This window comes from Micromonospora peucetia (assembly GCF_900091625.1).
Classification (GTDB): domain Bacteria; phylum Actinomycetota; class Actinomycetes; order Mycobacteriales; family Micromonosporaceae; genus Micromonospora; species Micromonospora peucetia.
In genome coordinates this window covers 928,468-945,024 of sequence record NZ_FMIC01000002.1, presented here as the reverse complement: position 1 = coordinate 945,024, position 16,557 = coordinate 928,468, and the positions used below count along the sequence as shown (strand labels likewise).

General features: G+C 73.9%; 13 protein-coding genes. 9 read left to right on the top strand and 4 right to left on the bottom strand.

What is annotated here, in order from left to right; genetic code table 11:
• Window positions 1-101 precede the first annotated feature (101 nt).
• The 4 genes from GA0070608_RS04465 (at window position 102) to GA0070608_RS04450 (ending at window position 5,155) form a co-directional block, all read left to right on the top strand.
• On the top strand, window positions 102-2,480 hold the full coding sequence (locus GA0070608_RS04465; protein WP_091622141.1) for an acylase: 2,379 nt from the start codon (window positions 102-104) through the stop codon (window positions 2,478-2,480).
• 445 nt (window positions 2,481-2,925) lie between these two features.
• The gene (locus tag GA0070608_RS04460) at window positions 2,926-4,098 is read left to right on the top strand and encodes a hypothetical protein (RefSeq protein WP_091622137.1); all 1,173 of its coding nucleotides are present in this window, start codon (window positions 2,926-2,928) and stop codon (window positions 4,096-4,098) included.
• 78 nt (window positions 4,099-4,176) lie between these two features.
• The gene (gene yidD / locus GA0070608_RS04455) at window positions 4,177-4,596 is read left to right on the top strand and encodes a membrane protein insertion efficiency factor YidD (RefSeq protein WP_245716070.1); all 420 of its coding nucleotides are present in this window, start codon (window positions 4,177-4,179) and stop codon (window positions 4,594-4,596) included.
• 70 nt (window positions 4,597-4,666) lie between these two features.
• Complete coding sequence (locus GA0070608_RS04450) at window positions 4,667-5,155, top strand: WapI family immunity protein (RefSeq protein WP_091622131.1); 489 nt, start codon at window positions 4,667-4,669, stop codon at window positions 5,153-5,155.
• Window positions 5,156-5,311: 156 nt separating this feature from the next.
• Here the strand turns inward: GA0070608_RS04450 and GA0070608_RS04445 are convergent, their stop codons facing one another.
• Window positions 5,312-5,755, bottom strand: coding sequence for a MarR family winged helix-turn-helix transcriptional regulator (locus tag GA0070608_RS04445; protein ID WP_245715688.1), 444 nt, complete (start codon window positions 5,753-5,755; stop codon window positions 5,312-5,314).
• 79 nt (window positions 5,756-5,834) lie between these two features.
• On the opposite strand from GA0070608_RS04445, the gene GA0070608_RS04440 reads away from it, so the two are divergent.
• Window positions 5,835-7,067 (top strand): multidrug effflux MFS transporter, encoded by a 1,233-nt coding sequence (locus GA0070608_RS04440; protein ID WP_091622126.1) that lies wholly within the window; start codon window positions 5,835-5,837, stop codon window positions 7,065-7,067.
• A gap of 53 nt (window positions 7,068-7,120) precedes the next feature.
• Here GA0070608_RS04440 and GA0070608_RS04435 read toward each other — a convergent pair whose 3' ends face one another.
• Together GA0070608_RS04435 and GA0070608_RS04430 are read right to left on the bottom strand one after the other, a co-directional pair.
• Window positions 7,121-7,801 carry a hypothetical protein gene (locus GA0070608_RS04435; RefSeq protein ID WP_091622122.1) on the bottom strand — a complete coding sequence of 227 codons (681 nt, stop codon included), beginning with the start codon at window positions 7,799-7,801 and terminating at the stop codon, window positions 7,121-7,123.
• A 3-nt stretch (window positions 7,802-7,804) separates the two neighbouring features.
• Complete coding sequence (locus GA0070608_RS04430) at window positions 7,805-9,643, bottom strand: hypothetical protein (protein WP_091622118.1); 1,839 nt, start codon at window positions 9,641-9,643, stop codon at window positions 7,805-7,807.
• Between the two features lie 57 nt (window positions 9,644-9,700).
• Here GA0070608_RS04430 and GA0070608_RS32985 point away from each other — a divergent pair, with 57 nt between their 5' ends.
• Together GA0070608_RS32985 and GA0070608_RS04425 are read left to right on the top strand one after the other, a co-directional pair.
• Window positions 9,701-9,847, top strand: coding sequence for a hypothetical protein (locus GA0070608_RS32985; protein ID WP_218107702.1), 147 nt, complete (start codon window positions 9,701-9,703; stop codon window positions 9,845-9,847).
• Between the two features lie 372 nt (window positions 9,848-10,219).
• Window positions 10,220-11,515: a phospholipase D-like domain-containing protein gene (locus tag GA0070608_RS04425; protein WP_176733641.1), complete on the top strand. Its 1,296-nt coding sequence runs from the start codon at window positions 10,220-10,222 to the stop codon at window positions 11,513-11,515.
• A gap of 47 nt (window positions 11,516-11,562) precedes the next feature.
• Here GA0070608_RS04425 and GA0070608_RS04420 read toward each other — a convergent pair whose 3' ends face one another.
• Window positions 11,563-14,346, bottom strand: coding sequence for an AfsR/SARP family transcriptional regulator (locus tag GA0070608_RS04420; RefSeq protein WP_091622110.1), 2,784 nt, complete (start codon window positions 14,344-14,346; stop codon window positions 11,563-11,565).
• A 192-nt stretch (window positions 14,347-14,538) separates the two neighbouring features.
• On the opposite strand from GA0070608_RS04420, the gene GA0070608_RS04415 reads away from it, so the two are divergent.
• A complete protein-coding gene (locus tag GA0070608_RS04415; protein ID WP_245715687.1) occupies window positions 14,539-15,219 on the top strand; it encodes an ankyrin repeat domain-containing protein in 681 nt (226 codons plus the stop codon).
• A 132-nt stretch (window positions 15,220-15,351) separates the two neighbouring features.
• Entirely contained in the window at window positions 15,352-16,554 is a 1,203-nt protein-coding gene (locus GA0070608_RS04410) for an aminoglycoside phosphotransferase family protein (protein WP_091622101.1), read from the top strand.
• Window positions 16,555-16,557: the final 3 nt, after the last annotated feature.

The window sequence follows — 16,557 nt, the reverse complement described above, 5'->3', positions numbered from 1 at the left end:
AACCCGTTTCCCGCTCGGGTCTTCCTCGGCGCGTCCGCGTCCGGCGAGAATGCCGGTCGATGTGAACACTTCACATTCCCACCCGACGGGAGGAAGTCCCGATGAGGCCAAAGCCGATCTGTGCGGTGGTCACCACCCTCGCCACGGTCGTCACCACAGTGGTCACCGGTGTTCCGCCGGCCGCCGCGCAGCACCGTGACGGCGGCTACTCGGCGGAGATCCGGCGGGCGTCGTACGGCGTCCCGCACATCACCGCCCGATCCTTCGCCAGCCTCGGCTTCGGCGTCGGCCACGTCCAGGCCGAGGACAACATCTGTGTCATCGCGGAGAAGGTCGTCACCGTCAACGCCGAGCGGTCCCGCTACTTCGGGGCGACGAGCCCCACGGACGCGAACGTGCGCAGCGACCTGTTCTTCCGCAAGGCGATCGACGACGGCACGGCGGAGCGACTGCTGCGCGGGCCCCGCGACGGCGTGCACTCCCCGTCGAACGAGATCCGCGACCAGATCCGCGGCTTCGTCGCCGGCTACAACAACTACCTGCGCCACACCGGTGCGGCGAACCTCACCGACCCGGCCTGCCGGGGCAAGCCGTGGGTGCGTCCGCTGACCGAACTGGACATGTGGCGTACGAGCTGGGCCAGCATGGTGCGGGCCAGCTCCCGGGCGGTGCTCGACGGGATCGTCGCCGCCGCTCCGCCCACGGCCACCGGCCCGGCCGCCGTCCTGGACGCGCCGGGCGCCGCAGCGGTCGTCGCGGCCCGTGACGGCGCGCCCGCCGGCGTCGGCAGCAACGCATACGGGCTGGGCGCACAGGCCACCACGCACGGCGGCGGGATGGTGCTGGCCAACCCGCACTTCCCGTGGGAGGGGGCGGAACGCTTCTACCGGATGCACCTGAAGGTCCCCGGCCGCTACGACGTGGAGGGCGCGGCGCTGGTCGGCGACCCGATCATCGAGATCGGGCACAACCAGACCCTCGCCTGGAGCCACACCGTCTCCACCGCCCGCCGCTTCGTCTGGCACCGCCTCGCGCTGGTGCCCGGCGACCCCACCTCGTACTACGTCGACGGCCGGGCCCGGAAGATGACCACCCGCACGGTCACCGTCCGGGTGCCCGCCCCGGGTGGCGGCACCGTGCCGGTCAGCCGCACCTTCCACGACACCCACTTCGGCCCGGTGGTCGTGGTCCCCGGCACTTTCGACTGGACCGCCACCGCCGCGTACGCGATCACCGACGTCAACGCGACAAACAACCGCGCCTTCGACGGCTGGCTCCAGATGGGCCGGGCGAAGACGGTCCGTGAGCTGAAGCAGGTTCTCGACCGGTACCAGTTCCTGCCCTGGGTGAACGTGATCGCCGCCGACGCCCGTGGTGACGCGCTCTACGCCGACCACTCGGTGGTGCCCCGGGTCACCGACGAGTTGGCCGCCGCCTGCATTCCCGCGCCGTTCCAGCCGCTCTACGCCGCCAGCGGGCAGGCCGTCCTCGACGGCTCCCGGTCGGCCTGCGCGCTGGGCCGCGACCGGGACGCGGCGGTGCCCGGCATCCTCGGCCCGGCCAACCTTCCGGTGGCGATCCGTGCCGACTACGTGACCAACTCCAACGACAGCCACTGGCTGGCCAACCCGGAGGCGCCGCTGGAGGGCTTCCCGCGGATCATCGGCACCGAGCGCACCGAGCGCAGCCTGCGTACCCGGCTCGGCGTGGAGCAGGTGCGGGAGCGGCTCGCCGGCACCGACGGGCTGCCCGGACGGCGTTACACCACGTCCCGGCTCTGGCAGACGGTCTTCGGCAACCGCGCGTACGGCGGCGAGTTGTTCCGCGACGACCTGGTGGCGCTCTGCGCGGCGAATCCCACCGCGACCGCCTCGGACGGGACGACCGTCGACCTGCGCGGGGCCTGCACGGCGCTGAGGGGCTGGGACCTGCGCGTGGACCTGGACAGCCGGGGCGCGCACCTGTTCACCGAGTTCGTCCTGTCGGGCGGCGTCCGGTTCGCCGACGCGTTCGACGCCGCCGACCCGGTGCACACCCCGAACCGGCTGAACACCGCCGACCCGCGGGTGCTCACCGCGTTGGCCGACGCGGTCCGCAAGCTCGCCGGCATCCCGCTCGACGCGCGCCTGGGCGACGTCCAGACCGAACCGCGTGGCGACCGGCGTATCCCGATCCACGGCGGACGCGCCGAGGCCGGCGTGTTCAACATGATCATCAGTCCGCTGGCGCCCGGCGTCGGCTACCGGAAGGTGGTGCACGGCTCGTCCTTCGTGATGGCCGTGGAGTTGGGCCGCAACGGTCCCTCGGGGCGGCAGATCCTGACCTACTCCCAGTCGGCCAACCCGAACTCGCCCTGGTACGGCGACCAGACCCGGCTCTACTCGGGCAAGGGCTGGGACACCGTGAAGTACACGGAGGCGCAGATCAAGGCCGACCCGAACCTGCGCACCTACCGGGTGGGGGAGGGCCGCCGCCACTGACCCGCCGTCCGTCGCGCCCGTCCGGTCACCGAGACTGGGCGGGCGCGACCGCGTTCGCGGCTTCGCGGTTCGGGGTTGTGCGCCTCGACGTGATTGCGGGGCGTGGGGTGGTTGCGGGCCACGCCCCGTCGGTGCCCACTCTCGCGTCCGCCCGCCGGCCTTCTTCCAGATCTTGGCAAAAAACGGCCCCCCGAGGGGACGTTTCGTACCAAGATCTCCACCGCTCCCCCGACGTGCCGTTGGACACGCCTGACGTGCCGTGGGGACATGCCCCGTGGGCCGTCGACACGCCCGAGGACGTGAACCGACGCGATGAAATCCGCCTATCGTTCGATTTGGTCCGCCGATCGGCCATTTTGCCCGTTCCGGCGTGTCCCTGCCGCACGCCGCCGCAGTTGACACCGGTGACACCCCGGTTGGTGGCCTGCGCGGCGAAGGAGTCGGCGTGGCAAAGACTGATTCGACGGGTTCCACATGGCGTTACCGGTGGGTGCACCGGCAGAACGAACGGCGGCGGCGGGAGTTCCGTAGCGCCGACCAGGCATGGCGACGACGCGACGACGAGCTGCGCCGCCTGCGTACTCTCGCCGAGGAGTTCCAGGGCTCGGCGGCGGCGGGCGCCGGCCTGCCCGTGGAGCTCGCACCCGACGAGATGGTGTTCTGGGTGCTTCCGGCCGCGCAGCTGGTGGAGGTCCGACACACCACCGTGCTGCCCGCGCCCGACCTGACGATCACTCCGGCCACCGCGCCGCTGCGACCCCGCAGGCCCGACGGCATCCGGGTCGCCGACGCGGGCATGGCGGTGATCACCAACCGCCGGCTGGTGCTGCTCGGCGGTCGCGGCCGGCGCGACTGGTCGTACGGGAAGATGACCGGTCTGGCCCATGACCCGCACGCGCCGGTCACCCTGATGCAGGTGCTGGACCGGCGGCGCACCTCCGGCCTGATGCTCCCCGCCGATGTCGCCGCCGACTTCCGGTTCAAGCTGACCCTGGCCTTTGCCGACGCCATCGAGCAGCGCGGCGCGGTGCTCGACCAGCTCGACGAGGTGATCGCCGAGCACGCGCAGCTCAAGCCGTTCCGGCCGCAGATCGCCACCCCCGCGCAGGCCCGGCCCTTCGCGTTCGTGCCCGGCGGCCGGCGCACCGTGGCCGTCGCCGCCGGCATCGCCCTGCTGGTGCCCGCCGCGCTGCTGGACACCGACCCGTCCGACCCGACCGGCCCCGAGGTCGCCGTCGCCGCCACCCCCGCGCCGGGCGCCTCGGCCGCCCCGGCGCCGGATGCCTCGGCCGCCCCGCCGGTCGCCCTCCCGGCCGCGCCGGCAAAGGTGCCGCCGGTCGCGTCGAAGCCGCTACGCGGCACCGCGACGCCCTCGCCGACACCCGCCCGGGATCGGTTCTGCGGCGCCCCCACCAACCCGATGGGGTACGACTTCTGCGGCGGCGAGCGCATCCGTAGGCCGGCCGTCGAGATCTGCGACTGGTTCGACTGCGCGCCCGAGTTCTGGGCCGGCCGGGGCTACCTGGTGCAGTGCCGCGACGGCTCGGTGAGCCTGACCGGCGGGCGGCGGGACGCCTGCGCCGTGCACGACGGGGTGCGCCGCACGGTCTGGAACTGACCCGCGCCCTGCCCCGTCGCGTGGGCGGGACACCCCGACCGCCGTCCAGGGCTTCGGGGGTGGCGCGGCCGTCGCATGATGTTCTCCGTGATCAACCTGAAGGGCGACCGGCGTCGCAAGAAGAAGAGCCGCTTCGACAACTGCGACGCGTGCAACTGCGACGTGCCCTGCTGTGAGCTGGGGCTCTTCTCGACACTGCTCACTCTGGGGGCGCTGCTCGCCCGGCTCGTGGCACCCGGTCGGGCCTCGACGCCGCTGAGCGCCGCCGCCGGGCGGGCGCCGCTGGCGGACCGGGCCGGGCGGGCCGCGATTCTCGGCTACCGGCGTTGGCTGTCGCACCGCTGGCCGGGGCAGTGCCGCTACACCCCGACGTGCAGCGCGTACGGGCTGGCCGCCGTGGAGCGGTACGGGCTGGCCGTCGGCGGGCGGTTGGCCGCCGACCGGCTGCGCCGCTGCCGCTCCGACGTGCCGCGCGGCACCCACGACCCGGTGCGCTGACCGGCCGTCGCAACGCCCTGAGCTGCTTGGATGCCTCCGCCAGCGCGTCCGGATCGGTCATGATGGGGGCATGGAGATCCGCTCCGACGACGGCGCCCGGGTGAGGATCCGGCCGGTGGGCTACCAGCCCGGGGTCGAGCCGCCCGACGACCCGGACGAGGCGGCGGAGTGGGACGACTGGCTGCTCGTCGAGACTGACGCCCGCACCGCCGACGGGCAGGCCTGGTCGCACTTCACACCCTGCCTGACGGTGTCCGAGGCGTACGCGCTGGCGGGCTGGCTGCGGCAGCAGGCCGAGACGACCGGCGACCCGGCGGCGGCCTCGGCGGTGGTGCGCTTCACCGAGCCCAACCTGGCCTTCCGCGCCCGGGTGCTGCGGCGCCGCCGGCTGGCGCTGACCGTCGAGTTCTCATACGAGTCGCTGCCGCCGTGGCTGCCGCGTCGGCCGCTCACCGCCGTCTACCCGCTGACGCTCACCGTCTCCGCCGACGCTCTCTTCCTGGCCGCGGAGCAGTGGGCGCGGGAGGCCGACGCGTATCCCCGCCGGGCGACCGCCTGACGGCGGCACGTCACTGCGGCGGGGTGAGATCGGGGACGGTGAGTGAGCCGGCCTGGAAGAAGACGGTCTCCTCGATCTCCTGGCCGTGCCAGCCGAGCCGCTCCAGACTCGACCGTTCGCCGTCACCGTAACGCCGAGGCCCGACATGCCAGCGGCTCAGCCGTGGCCTGCCATCCGGTCGGCGAGGCGACGCAGCGCGGGGGCGGCGGCGAGCAGCGCCGCCCGGTCCGGGTCGTCCAGCCCGGCCAGCGCGGCGCCGAGCAGGTCGCACCGGTGCCGCCCGTACGCGGCCATCCGCTCCCGGGCCGCGTCGGTCAGCTCCAGCCGGACGGTGCGCCGGTCGGCCGGGTCCCGCTCCCGGTGCAGCAGGCCGGCGGCGGTCAGCTCGCCGACGAGGGTGCTGATCGTGTTCGGCGCGGTGCCGAGCCGCTCGGCGGCCTCGCGGACGCCGATTCCCGGCCACCGCTGCACCAGTCGCAGCACCTCCACCTGGGCGTCCGGCAGGGCGGTGCGACCGACCCGCTGGGTGGCAGCCCGGCGTAGCAGCCGGTGCAGGTCGCCGAGTGCCCCGCCGAGCTGGTCGACCGTCTCGTCCGTCACAGTCAGGCCTTCCGTCGGCGCGATAGCTCTGTAGTCAGAGCTATCGTAACCGGGCCGAGCCGTCAGTGAGGGGACCACCATGCCGCACGCCACCGCGCCGCCCGTGCAAGCGGACGAGCGCGTCGCCGCGCCCACCGGGCGGGCCGCCATCGTGCTGCTGGCGCTGCTCGGCACGCTCACCGCGTTCGGGCCGCTCTCCCTGGACACCTACCTGCCGGCGTTCCCGGAGATGACCCGTGACCTGTCCGCCAGCCAGGCGCAGATCCAGCTCTCGCTGACCACCTGCCTCATCGGCATGGCCCTCGGCCAGTTCGTCACCGGCCCGCTCAGCGACCGCTTCGGGCGGCGCCGGCCCGTGCTGGTGGGCGTGTGCGCGTACACCCTGTTGTCGTTGCTCTGCGCGGCCGTGCCGTCGGCCGAGACCCTGGCCGCCGCGCGGCTCGCGCAGGGCTTCGCCGGCGGCATGGGCGTGGTCGTCGCCCGCGCCGTCGTCCGCGACCTATACGCCGGCCGGGAGGCCGCGAAGTACTTCTCCCGGCTCACCCTGGTCTTCGGCATCGCCCCGATGGTCGCGCCCGCCTTCGGCAGCCTGGTGCTGCGCTTCGGCGACTGGCGTGCCGTCTTCGTCGCCCTCGCGGTGATCGGCGCGCTGCTCGCCGCCGCCGTCGCGTGGCGGCTGCCGGAGACGCTGCCCGCCTCGCGGCGCAGCACCGGCGGCCTCTCCGCCACGGCCGCCGCCGGCCGCTTGCTCCTCACCGACCGGATCTTCCTGGGGTACGCGTTGGCGCAGGGCCTCGCCTTCGCCGCGCTGTTCGCCTACATCTCCGGGTCGTCCTTCGTCTTCCAGGACGTCTTCGGTGTCTCGGCCGGCGCGTTCAGCCTCATCTTCGGCGTCAACGCGCTCGCCCTGGTCGCCGCCGGCCAGCTCAACGCCCGCCTGCTGGACCGCTTCGAGCCCCGCCAACTGCTGTTGTGGCCGCTGGGTGTCGGGGTGCTGGCCGCCGCCGCCCTGCTCGCGGGCGCGCTGCTCGGCAGCCTGCCACTGGTGGCGGTGGCGTTGTTCGTCTTCGTCGGGTCGCTCGGCATGGTGATGCCGAACGGCACCGCGCTCGCCCTGGACCGGCATCCCGCCCACGCCGGTACGGCCGCCGCCCTGCTCGGCACGATCCAGTCGCTGGTGGGTGCGATGGCCGCGCCGCTGGTCGGGCTGGGCGGCGAGGGCAGCGCCGTCCCGATGGCCGTGGTGGTCGCCGGGGCGGCGGTCGCGTCCCTCGCCGTCGTCGGCACCCTGGCCCGCACCCGCCGGCCCTGACCGCCGTCGCAGCCCGGTCCGGCGGGTCAGGCCCGGTGGTAGAGGTGGCGTGGCTACCGGCTCAGATCCGGCGTCGCCGCGCCGGTCAGCCACAGTTCCCCGGCGTTCGCCCGGGCGTGACCGGCGAGGATCTCCCGTGCCTCGTCGGGGTCGCGGCGCGCCGCCGCGATCACCGTGGCCACCCGCCCGGCGGCCTCCTCGACCCAGTCCAGGGGCTGCGGGTCATGACGGTTCTGCTCGGCGGCCCGCTCGGCGTACCCGGCGGCCACCTCGGCGGCCGGCAGGTCACCCAGCAGCAGACTGGTGTACGCCAGCTCCTCGTCGAGCAGGACGTCGATCCACTCCTGCCCCGGGTCGAGGTCGGCCAACCGTTCCCGCAGGTGCGACAGGTAACCGTCGAGCGTCCCGTACCGGTCGAAGAACGGCACGGCGCGCGAGACGATCGTGTCCACCACCTGCGTGGCGATCGGCCCGTAGCCGGCCAGCGTGCCTGGCGCCTCCCAGCGGCCCAGCCGGAACCCACAGGTGTAACTCTCCGGCTCTGGCTCGGCCAGCAGCTGCACCTGCGCGTGCAGGAAGAACGCCGGCCCGTGCGCCGAGGGCTGCGGCACGACCCGCGCGGCCGTCCAGCCGACCGGTACGCGGACGAGCGAGTCGCCGGCCAGCTCCCACCCGTCGCCCAGTGCCGGGATCACGTGGCGCCGCAGCGTCTCGATCCACACCTGCGTGTCCATCGGTCAGCACCGTACCTCGAACACCGGTAGCTGCCTGTTGCGGTACTGCGCCGGCAGGTTGCGGTGAAGCTTGTCGTACCAGTCCTGTTTGAGTCCCTCATCGCCCGTCTTGAGATCGAGGAAGAACTCGGGCTTCAGCGGGTCGGCGCCCACCACGACGTCGGCACGCGCACTGCCGGCGGGCCAGACCTTGCGCCCGAAGTAGGGGTTGTAGCGCATCGGCGCGAGGCGGCCCCGCAGGTAGGAGACCTCGCTGTGCAGGTTGCCGCCCTCGGCCTCGATCAGCTCGGCGAGCCGGCTGTGCACGGCCGTACCCCACGTGGCGGCCGTGTGGTGGGGCTGCCGGGCGACCTCCCGGCAGGCCTGTTTCGCGAGCTGCTCCACCCGGGCCTTCGCCTGCTGCTGGGCGGGCGTCAGGCTGGGCGAGGTCGCGGTGGGGAAGACCATCGCGCTGCGGGTGGCCTGGGGCCTGGCGGTGGCTGTCGGGGCGTTCGGCGCCGTGCCGGCCGGAGCGGGCGTGGGTGTGGCCCGAAGCCGCCGGTTGCGGATGAGTTCCCTGGCCAGGTCGTCGGCGAGCGCCTTGATGTCGGCCTGGACGACCGCCCGGGCGACCGTCGAGGCCTGCGCGCGGACCGTGTGGACTTTGGGGTTGCGTGACGGCGGGATGCGGTAGCGGGCGAAACAGGAAGTGGTGACGCTGCCGTTGGGCCGCATGCTCTTCGTCGTGGTGCAGGTGGCGACCGGGCGGCCGTCCAGCGTCATCGAGGTGGTGATGGACGCGGTGACCGGTCTGTCGACCGACAGGTAGGGCGAGGTCGACGTCACCCGGTTCGACAGGGTCACGTTGGCCCGGCACCCGTTGACCGTGCAGGGGGAGAGCGTGATCGCGCCGTTGAGTGTGAAGCTGACCTGGGAGTCGACCGCGTTGCGCAGCTCCTGGACGCGGGCGGTCAGGGTGCGGAAGAACTCCTCGGTCTCCTCCGGGGTGAGTCGCCCGAAGTTCAACTCGAACTCGTCGTCGGCCTGCGTGCCCCGGGTGATCAGCCGTACGCGGCCCGACCGGTGGTCGTTGCGGGTGCCGGTGACCTGCGGGCCGGTGTCCGCCCGGGCCGCCACCCGGACGACCTGCCTCGGCTCGGTGGTGGTCACGTGGATCTCCAGCCCGCCCACGTCGACGACCTGCACCGGCACACCGTCGATCGTCGTGGTCGGGCCGGGGACCGGCAGGTCGGTGGTGCCGTCGCCGGCCAGCACCTCGGCCAGGGTCGACGGTGCCAACGAGTCGCCGAGGTCGAAGCCGAAGTGGTCGTCGGCGACCTGCACCCACTGCCGGCCGTACTCCTTGACGACGTCGGCCCGCACGCCCATGCCCCGCCAGTAGGCGGCGGCGGCCCTGACGAAGGTGCGTTCCCCGGTGTCCAGTGCCTGGATCCGCTGACCGTTCACGTCGAGCCGCGCCAGCGTCGAGCCCTCGGTGGTGACCTGGGCGTCGAGGGTGATCCGGTCACCGCCGTCGCCGGTGAACCAGCCGGTGTAGCGCGCGCCGGGCACGCCCGACACCGTCACCGCCGCGGCGGCCAGGTCGTTGGCCGCGGCCACCTGCCGTGCGACGTGCGGGTCGAGGGGCGGCGTGTCGGGCTCGTCGCCGACGGTGTGGACCAGGAAGACGCCGAGCAGCGCGCAGACCAGCAGCAGCGCGAAGGCACCGCCACCGAGGCCGACGAAGAGCGCGGTGTGGCTGCGACGCGGCGGTGGCGGTGGCGGGAAGCCCGGGTGCGGCGGGGGCTGGGCAGGGAAACCCGGGTACGGCGGGGGTGTGGTGGCGCGCAGCGGCGCGCCCACCCACGGCTGCCCCGGCCCGGACCCCTGCCAGGGCTGCGGTGGCACAGGCGGCGCGGCGTGGTGGGGCGGCAGCGGCGGACCCGGTGGTGGGCCGGTCTGCGCAGGTGGCGGCGGGAACGCCGGTGCGTGCGGAAGGTGCCCCGGTTGCTGCTCTGGCTGCGCGTCGTCGGCCGCTGCGCCCTGGACCATGATGTCTCCCCGTGAGGTGACCGGCACCGTCGGTGAGGATCCTATGTCCTCGGTGCAAGGAGGCGCAGGCCCGGACGGCGCCGGTGCGGGGCGTCGGTCGACGCTTCCCCGCTTCCCCGCTTCCCCGCTTCCACGCTTCTTCCACTGTGCTTCCACGCCGCACCGCGATCGTTGACGGCAACGCGGGACGGATGCGCCGCAACGCACCTGTCCCGACCCACCGTCCAGCGGCCGGACCGTGGGGGCCCGGGCGGCGTTCCTCCAACTGGGACACCGGCACCGGCGCCACCACAGACGGGGGCCAGCCGCTGGACAGGAGAACGGGGAGGAATCAAGATCATGAACATCGAAGTCGCCGGCGAGTCAGGCCGGGGAGATGCGCGGCGGATGACCAGAAGTGCGGGGCTACGCGGCCTCGCCATGGCGGTCGTCGCGACGACGGCGCTGTCCCTGCCGATCGCCCCGGCCAGCGCGGCCAACCCCACCAGGGAGGTTCCGGCAGCCGCCGCGGCGGCGGTCCCCATCGCCGCCTCGGAGGTGCGGAACTACGCCTGGTTCAACCAGAAGACCGACAGCGACATGCACGGCGGACTCGTCGGTCACGTCAGCCGGCTCATCAACGCCGCCCCGGCTGGGGCGACGCTCTCCCTCACCCTCTACTTCTTCAACCGGCAGGAGATCGTCGACGCCCTGCGCGGTGCCGCCGCCCGGGGCGTACGGGTGCGGATCGTCATCAACGGCAGCCAGGTCGGGACCGCCCACCACACGGCGCTCAAGTCGATCCCCAACGTCCGGCTCGTGACGTGCGGCGAGCGGCGCTCCGACGGGCAGTCCACCCGTGGCTGCGTGAGCACCCGTACGGGTGCGGCGCCGCTGAACAACCCGCCGCTGCTGCACGACAAGTTCATGACCATCTCCAGCGTGCGACTGGCGGGCGGTGGAACGGCGCGCAACGTCCTCTACGTCTCCTCGGCGAACCTCGACCACTACCGGGCCTACGAGAACGCCCTGACCATCAGCCACGCCGGCCTGTACAACACCTACCTCGGCTACTTCAACGACCTCATGCGGTACGGCAGTTCCGGCCGGACCAGCCCCAACTACGGCCGGACCACGACGGTGGGTACGCACCGCGTCTACACCTTCCCCCGCCGGGAAGCCGCCGGGCGGACGCCGGGCAGCGCGAGCAACGACCCGATCGTCAGCCTGTTGAAGTCGACCAACTGCTCCGGAGGGACCCGCATCGACCTGGCGAACTTCCGGATCCAGCGGGCGGCCGTGGTGAAGGAGCTGAAGGCCGCGCGGAGCCGGGGCTGCCAGGTCCGGATCGTCACCGGCGCCACCTCGGGCCGGCCGCACGACGCCGGACCGCCGATGAAGGCGCTGGTGGATCTCGCCCGTGCGATGCCGGTCCACCTGTGCGGCTACACCGACGCCGGTGGCATCCCGATGCACGAGAAGTTCATGATCATCCGTCGGGGCGGTCAGTCGACGCTCTACACGGGCAGCCACAACCTCACCTACCGGGCGCTGCGGCAGAACGACGAGAACATCCTGGCGCTGCGCAACCACCCGCTCGCCGCGCCGTTCCAACAGCGCTTCGAGCAGCACCACAGCACCTGCCTGCCCTACCAGCCGCCGGCCAACGCCGGATCCACCATCGACGGCGAGGACGCCGGCTGAGCACCTCGCGATCCGGGGGCTGGCCCGACCGGGCCAGCCCCCGGGGCTCACGGCGCGGCCGTCTCCTCCAGCAGCGCGCGGACCTGCTCGGCGTCCGGATGGTCGAGGCCGGTGAAGATGTCCAGCGCCTGCCGCCACGACTCCCGGGCGGCGCCGAGGTCGCCCCCACCGTGCTGGGCCTCGCCCAGGTTGCGCAGGGTGACCGCCTCGTTCATCCGGTCGCCGAGCCCCCGGTAGAGCCCGAGGGCCCGCTGGTAACAGGCCAGCGCCTCGCGGAGGTCGACCTGGCGGTAGGTGTACCCGAGGCTGTCCAGGGCCCCCGCCATGCCGACCGGATCGTCGAGACGGTCCAGCAGCGCCAGCGAGCGACGGCAGTGCTCGATCGCCTGCCTGTGGTCGCCGAGCAGCGCGTGGCACCAGCCCACCGAGTTGTGCGTGTTGGCCACCCCCCGCTCGTGACCGGAGCGCCGGAACAGCTCCAGCGCCCGCAGGTCGTGCCGCAGCGCGTCGCCGATGTCGCCCCGCTGCTCGCACAGCCAGCCGAGGCTGCGGCAGGTGAACCCCTGCCCCACGAGGTCACCGAGCCGGCCGAACAGGTCCAGCGCCCGCCCGTAGTGCTCCCGCGCCGCGTCGAAGTCGCGCAACCGCACGTGGGCGCCGCCCAGAATCCGGTACGCCTCCGCCTCGGCCGCCCGGTCGCCCTGCCGCCGCGCCGCGGCCACCGAGGACTCCCCGACCCGCACCCAGTCCAGCCAGTGACCCCGGCGGGCGAAGAAGTTGGCCGAGGCCCAGGCGAGCCGCCACACATGCCCGTCCAGGCCGGAGCGTTCGGCCCGGTCCAGCGCGGCGAGCAGCACCCGATGCTCGGCGGTGAACCACCCCAGGGCCGCCTCCCGGTCCGCGAACACCTCCGGCCGTACGCCCGCGCCGGCCGCGGGCGGTTCCAGCGGATCCCGGTGCGGCCAGAGCAGCCGGTCGGCACCCACCGCCGTGTGCAGGCAGTGGTCCAGCACCCGGCGCAGCGCCGAGGGCCGCTCACCGTCGCCGGCCGGGGTCAGCTCGTCGGCGTACGCGCGCAGCAGGTCGTGCAGCGCGTACCGGCCCGGGACGTGCTCGACGACCAGGTGCGCCGCCGCCAGGTCCCGCACCGCCACCCGTACCGCCTCGACGGGCGACCCGGCGAGGCTGGCCGCGGCCTCGACCGTGACGTCCGGGCCGGGGTGCAGCGCCAACAGCCGGAACAGCCGGGCCGACGGCGGCGACAGCGCGTGGTACGACCACGAGAAGACCGCCCGGACGTCGGTGTCGCCCACGGCGAACGCGTCGAGGCCGCCACCACCCGTGCGCAACTCCCCGGCGAGCGCGTCCAGGGCGAACTCGGGATGGCTCGCCGCGCGGGCCGCCACGATGGCCAACGCCAGCGGCAGGCGCCCGCACGCGTCGATGATCTGCTCGACCGTCGCCGCCTCGCCGGCCAGCCGTGCCATGCCCACCCGGCGGCCGAGCAGCTCGCGGGACTCACCCGTGGTGAGCGGGTCGAGCCGCAGCGGCCGAGCGCCCTCGGCGACCACCAGGCCGGAAAGCTGGTTGCGGCTGACCACCACCGTGGCGCAGCCGGCCGCACCCGGCAGCAGCGGGCGGGCCTGCTCCACCTCGCGGACGTTGTCGACCACGACGAGGATCCGCCGGCCGGCGAGCAGGCTGCGGTAGAGCCCGGTCTGTGCCTCCAGGGTCGCCGGCACCCGGTCGGGCGGCACGGCGAGCGCGTCGAGGAAGCCGCGCACCGCCTCGCCCGGGTCGGTCGGCGTGCCCACCGGGTCGTAGCCGCGCATGTCCACGTACAACTGGCCGTCCGGGAAGTCGTCGCGCACGCTGTGAGCCAGGCGTGCCGCGAAAAGGGTCTTGCCCACGCCGGCCAGCCCGCTGACCAGGACGGTCGGGGAACCGTCCGGTGCGGCGAGCAGGAGCCGCCGGGCCGCGGCGAGTTCCCCGGCGCGGCCGACGAACTGCGGTGGGTCGGGCGGCAGCAGGCACGGCAGGGCCGGCTTCACGTGCTCCGCCGGCCCGCGCGGCGACGGCACCCGGCGACGGAGGATGTCCCGCTGGAGGGCCTGCAACTCCGGCGCGTCGAGCCCCCGTTCCCCCAGCAGCACGAGGCCCTCCCGACACACCTCGGCCGCCTCGTCGACCCGCTGCTCGGCGTAGAGCGCCAGCGCGAGCAACCGGCGCACCCCCTCGTCGTACGGGTCGTCGAGGAGGGCCCCGGAGAGCTGGGTGACCGCCTCGGCGTACCGCCCGAGCGCGGCGAGCCCTTCCGCGCAGTCACGTCGCGCCGCCCGGCGTACCGCCTCCAGCCGCGCGACCCTCGGCCGCACGAACGGACGGTCGGCCACGTCGGCGAAGGCCGGGCCACGCCACAGTGCCAGCGCGCCCTGGAGCCGCGCCACGCCCCGCGCGGTCAGGTCGTTCTCGCCGGCCGAGACGAGCTGGCGGCCCTCCGCGCACCAACGCTCGAAGCGGTGCGCGTCGACGGCGTCGTCCGGCAGGTCGAGGCGGTACGCGACACCACTTCCCGATCCGACCGTCCGCACCACCGGCTCGCCCCCGGTCCGTAGCGCCCGGCGCAGGTGGGACACGTGACTCCGGAGCGTCGCCCGGGCGCCCGCCGGTGACGTCGCGCCCCACATCAGCTCGACGACCCGGGACGCCGGCACCGCCGAACCCGCCTCGACCAGGAGGATCGCGAGCAGCTCCACCAGCTTCGGCCCCAGCCGTACGGGCCGGTCGCCGTCGGACACCTGCACCGGACCGAGCACGCTGATGCGCAACACCCAGGACTCACGCTCCCGTCGTCGTGTCCCGACCTACCGTAGTGGTCGATGTCATGACCATGCGCGGCGTCCCGGATGACGGTCGGCGTGAGTCAGGAGACCATCACGGTGTCGCGTAGACCGGGCGCCTCGGCGCCGCCGTGCGACTACGCTGGACCTTGTCAAGATCATCTGACGGAAGCTGATCCGACTGTGAGACGCCGCGCCCTGCTCGCCCTCGCCCTCACCCTCGCGACGGCCGGATGCACGCGGCACGAGACCACACCCACCCCGGAGGCCACCGTGACCACATCCGCGGACCAGGACCTGCTCGCCGCCGCGAGCGCCGGCGACCCGAAGACGGTACGCGAGGCGCTGGCCGCCGGCGCCGACATCGAGGCCCGCGACGCCCGACGGCGTACGCCGCTGCTGCTGGCCGCCGCGAACGACCATGTCGAGGCCGCCCGGGTGCTGGTCGAGGCGGGCGCGGACCCGGACGCGCTCGACGACCAGCACGACACCCCGTGGCTGGTGACCGGCGTGACCGGCAGCGTCGCGATGCTGGAGGTGCTGCTGCCCGCCGGGCCGGACCTGACGATCGTGAACCGGTACGGCGGCATCTCCGTCATCCCCGCCAGCGAACGTGGCCACGTCGACTACGTCCGACGGGTCGTCCACACCGGCATCGACGTCAACCACGTCAACAACCTCGGCTGGACCGCCCTGCTGGAGTGCGTGATCCTCGGCGACGGCAGCAGGCCGTACCAGCAGATCGCGGAGATCCTCGTGGCCGCCGGCGCGCGCGTCCAGCAGCCCGACCGGGACGGCGTCGACGCGCTGGAGCACGCCCGCCAGCGCGGGTACGCCGAGATCGTCGCCACCCTCTCCCGCTGACCGGCGGTGCTCCCGGCCACCCTCTTGCGCTGACTGGCGGTGCTTCCGGCCACTGGCCGCGCTGACCGGCGGTCCTTCCGGAACCGGCTTAACCGGTCGCCGAGGTTCACGGGTCGCCGGTAGCGTGCCGGCGTGCCCCGCTCCGTGACCCTCGTCCTGGTCGATGCCGCCGGCGCCCCGCTGGGCGCACTACCGCCGTTCGACGTGCCGTCGCCCTGGTGGCAGGAGGTCGCCCCGGTCGTGGCCGAGGCCCGCCGGCGGTACGGCATCGAGGTGGCCGTGCTCCGCCTGCTGACCGGTGCCCGGCCGCAGCCGGCGGGCGGCAGTGCCAGGCCGCAGCCGGCGGGCGGCGCGGTGACGTACCTCGGACAGGTCGACGAGCTGCCCGCGACGCCGCTCGTCCCGGCGGAGGTCGACCTGTCGGCGGACCCGCTGCGCGCCGCCTACGCCGAGCCCGGCGGCCCGGCGCGCAGCCTCGCCTGGGCGACGGGGGAGCTGCGGCGGCTCGGCCGGCCGGCGGAGACGATCACCCAGCAGCGCACCTGGAACCTGTCGGCGATCTGGCGGCTCGACGGCCCTGGCGGCACGGCCTGGCTGAAGCAGGTGCCGGTGTTCTTCCGGCACGAGGCCGCCGTGCTGCGCTGGCTCGGCCGCGCCGTGCCGGGGAAGACGCCGACGCTGCTCGCCGACGACGGCGACGGCCGGATGCTGCTCGACCACGTGCCTGGGGAGGACCGCTACGGGGCGCCCGTCGAGGAGCGGCTGGCGATGGCCGCCGACTACCACCCGGTGCAGGTACGGTCCGTCCCGGACGTGGCGGAACTGGTCGCGGCGGGCGTGCCCGACCTGCGCGGCCCCGCCCTGCCGGGCTGGATCCGTTCCCGGCTGGCCGGTTCCTCCGCCGTGGAATTCCTGCTGGCGGGGCTGGCGGCGCGGCTCGACGAGGTACGCGGGTGCGGGCTGCCGGAGACGCTCGTGCACGGGGACCTGCACCCCGGCAATGTGCGCGCCGACGCCGGCCGGCACGTGGTGATCGACTGGGGGGACGCGTTCGTGGGGCACCCGGCGTTCGACGTGCTGCGGCTGGTCGAGGGGCTTCCAGACGTTGCCGCCGCTCCGGTGCTCTCTGAGTGGTGCGCGCGGTGGCGGTTCGAGGCGCCCGGGTGCGAGCCGGAACGGGCCGTGGAACTGCTGCGGCCGGTCGCGGCGCTGCGGATGGCGGCGGTGTACGCGATGTTCCTGGACGGGATCGAGGAGAGTGAGCGGGTCTACCACGCGACGGACGTCGACACCTACCTTGAGCAGGCACTTGCGCAGGTCGCGTCGTCGGCGTGACGA

Coding starts and splice junctions, on each gene's coding strand:
- GA0070608_RS04465 (WP_091622141.1), top strand. CDS start 102: ATGAGGCCAAAGCCGATCTGTGCGGTGGTCACCACCCTCGCCACGGTC.
- yidD (WP_245716070.1), top strand. CDS start 4,177: ATGTTCTCCGTGATCAACCTGAAGGGCGACCGGCGTCGCAAGAAGAAG.
- GA0070608_RS04450 (WP_091622131.1), top strand. CDS start 4,667: ATGGAGATCCGCTCCGACGACGGCGCCCGGGTGAGGATCCGGCCGGTG.
- GA0070608_RS04440 (WP_091622126.1), top strand. CDS start 5,835: ATGCCGCACGCCACCGCGCCGCCCGTGCAAGCGGACGAGCGCGTCGCC.
- GA0070608_RS04435 (WP_091622122.1), bottom strand. CDS start 7,801: ATGGACACGCAGGTGTGGATCGAGACGCTGCGGCGCCACGTGATCCCG.
- GA0070608_RS04425 (WP_176733641.1), top strand. CDS start 10,220: ATGACCAGAAGTGCGGGGCTACGCGGCCTCGCCATGGCGGTCGTCGCG.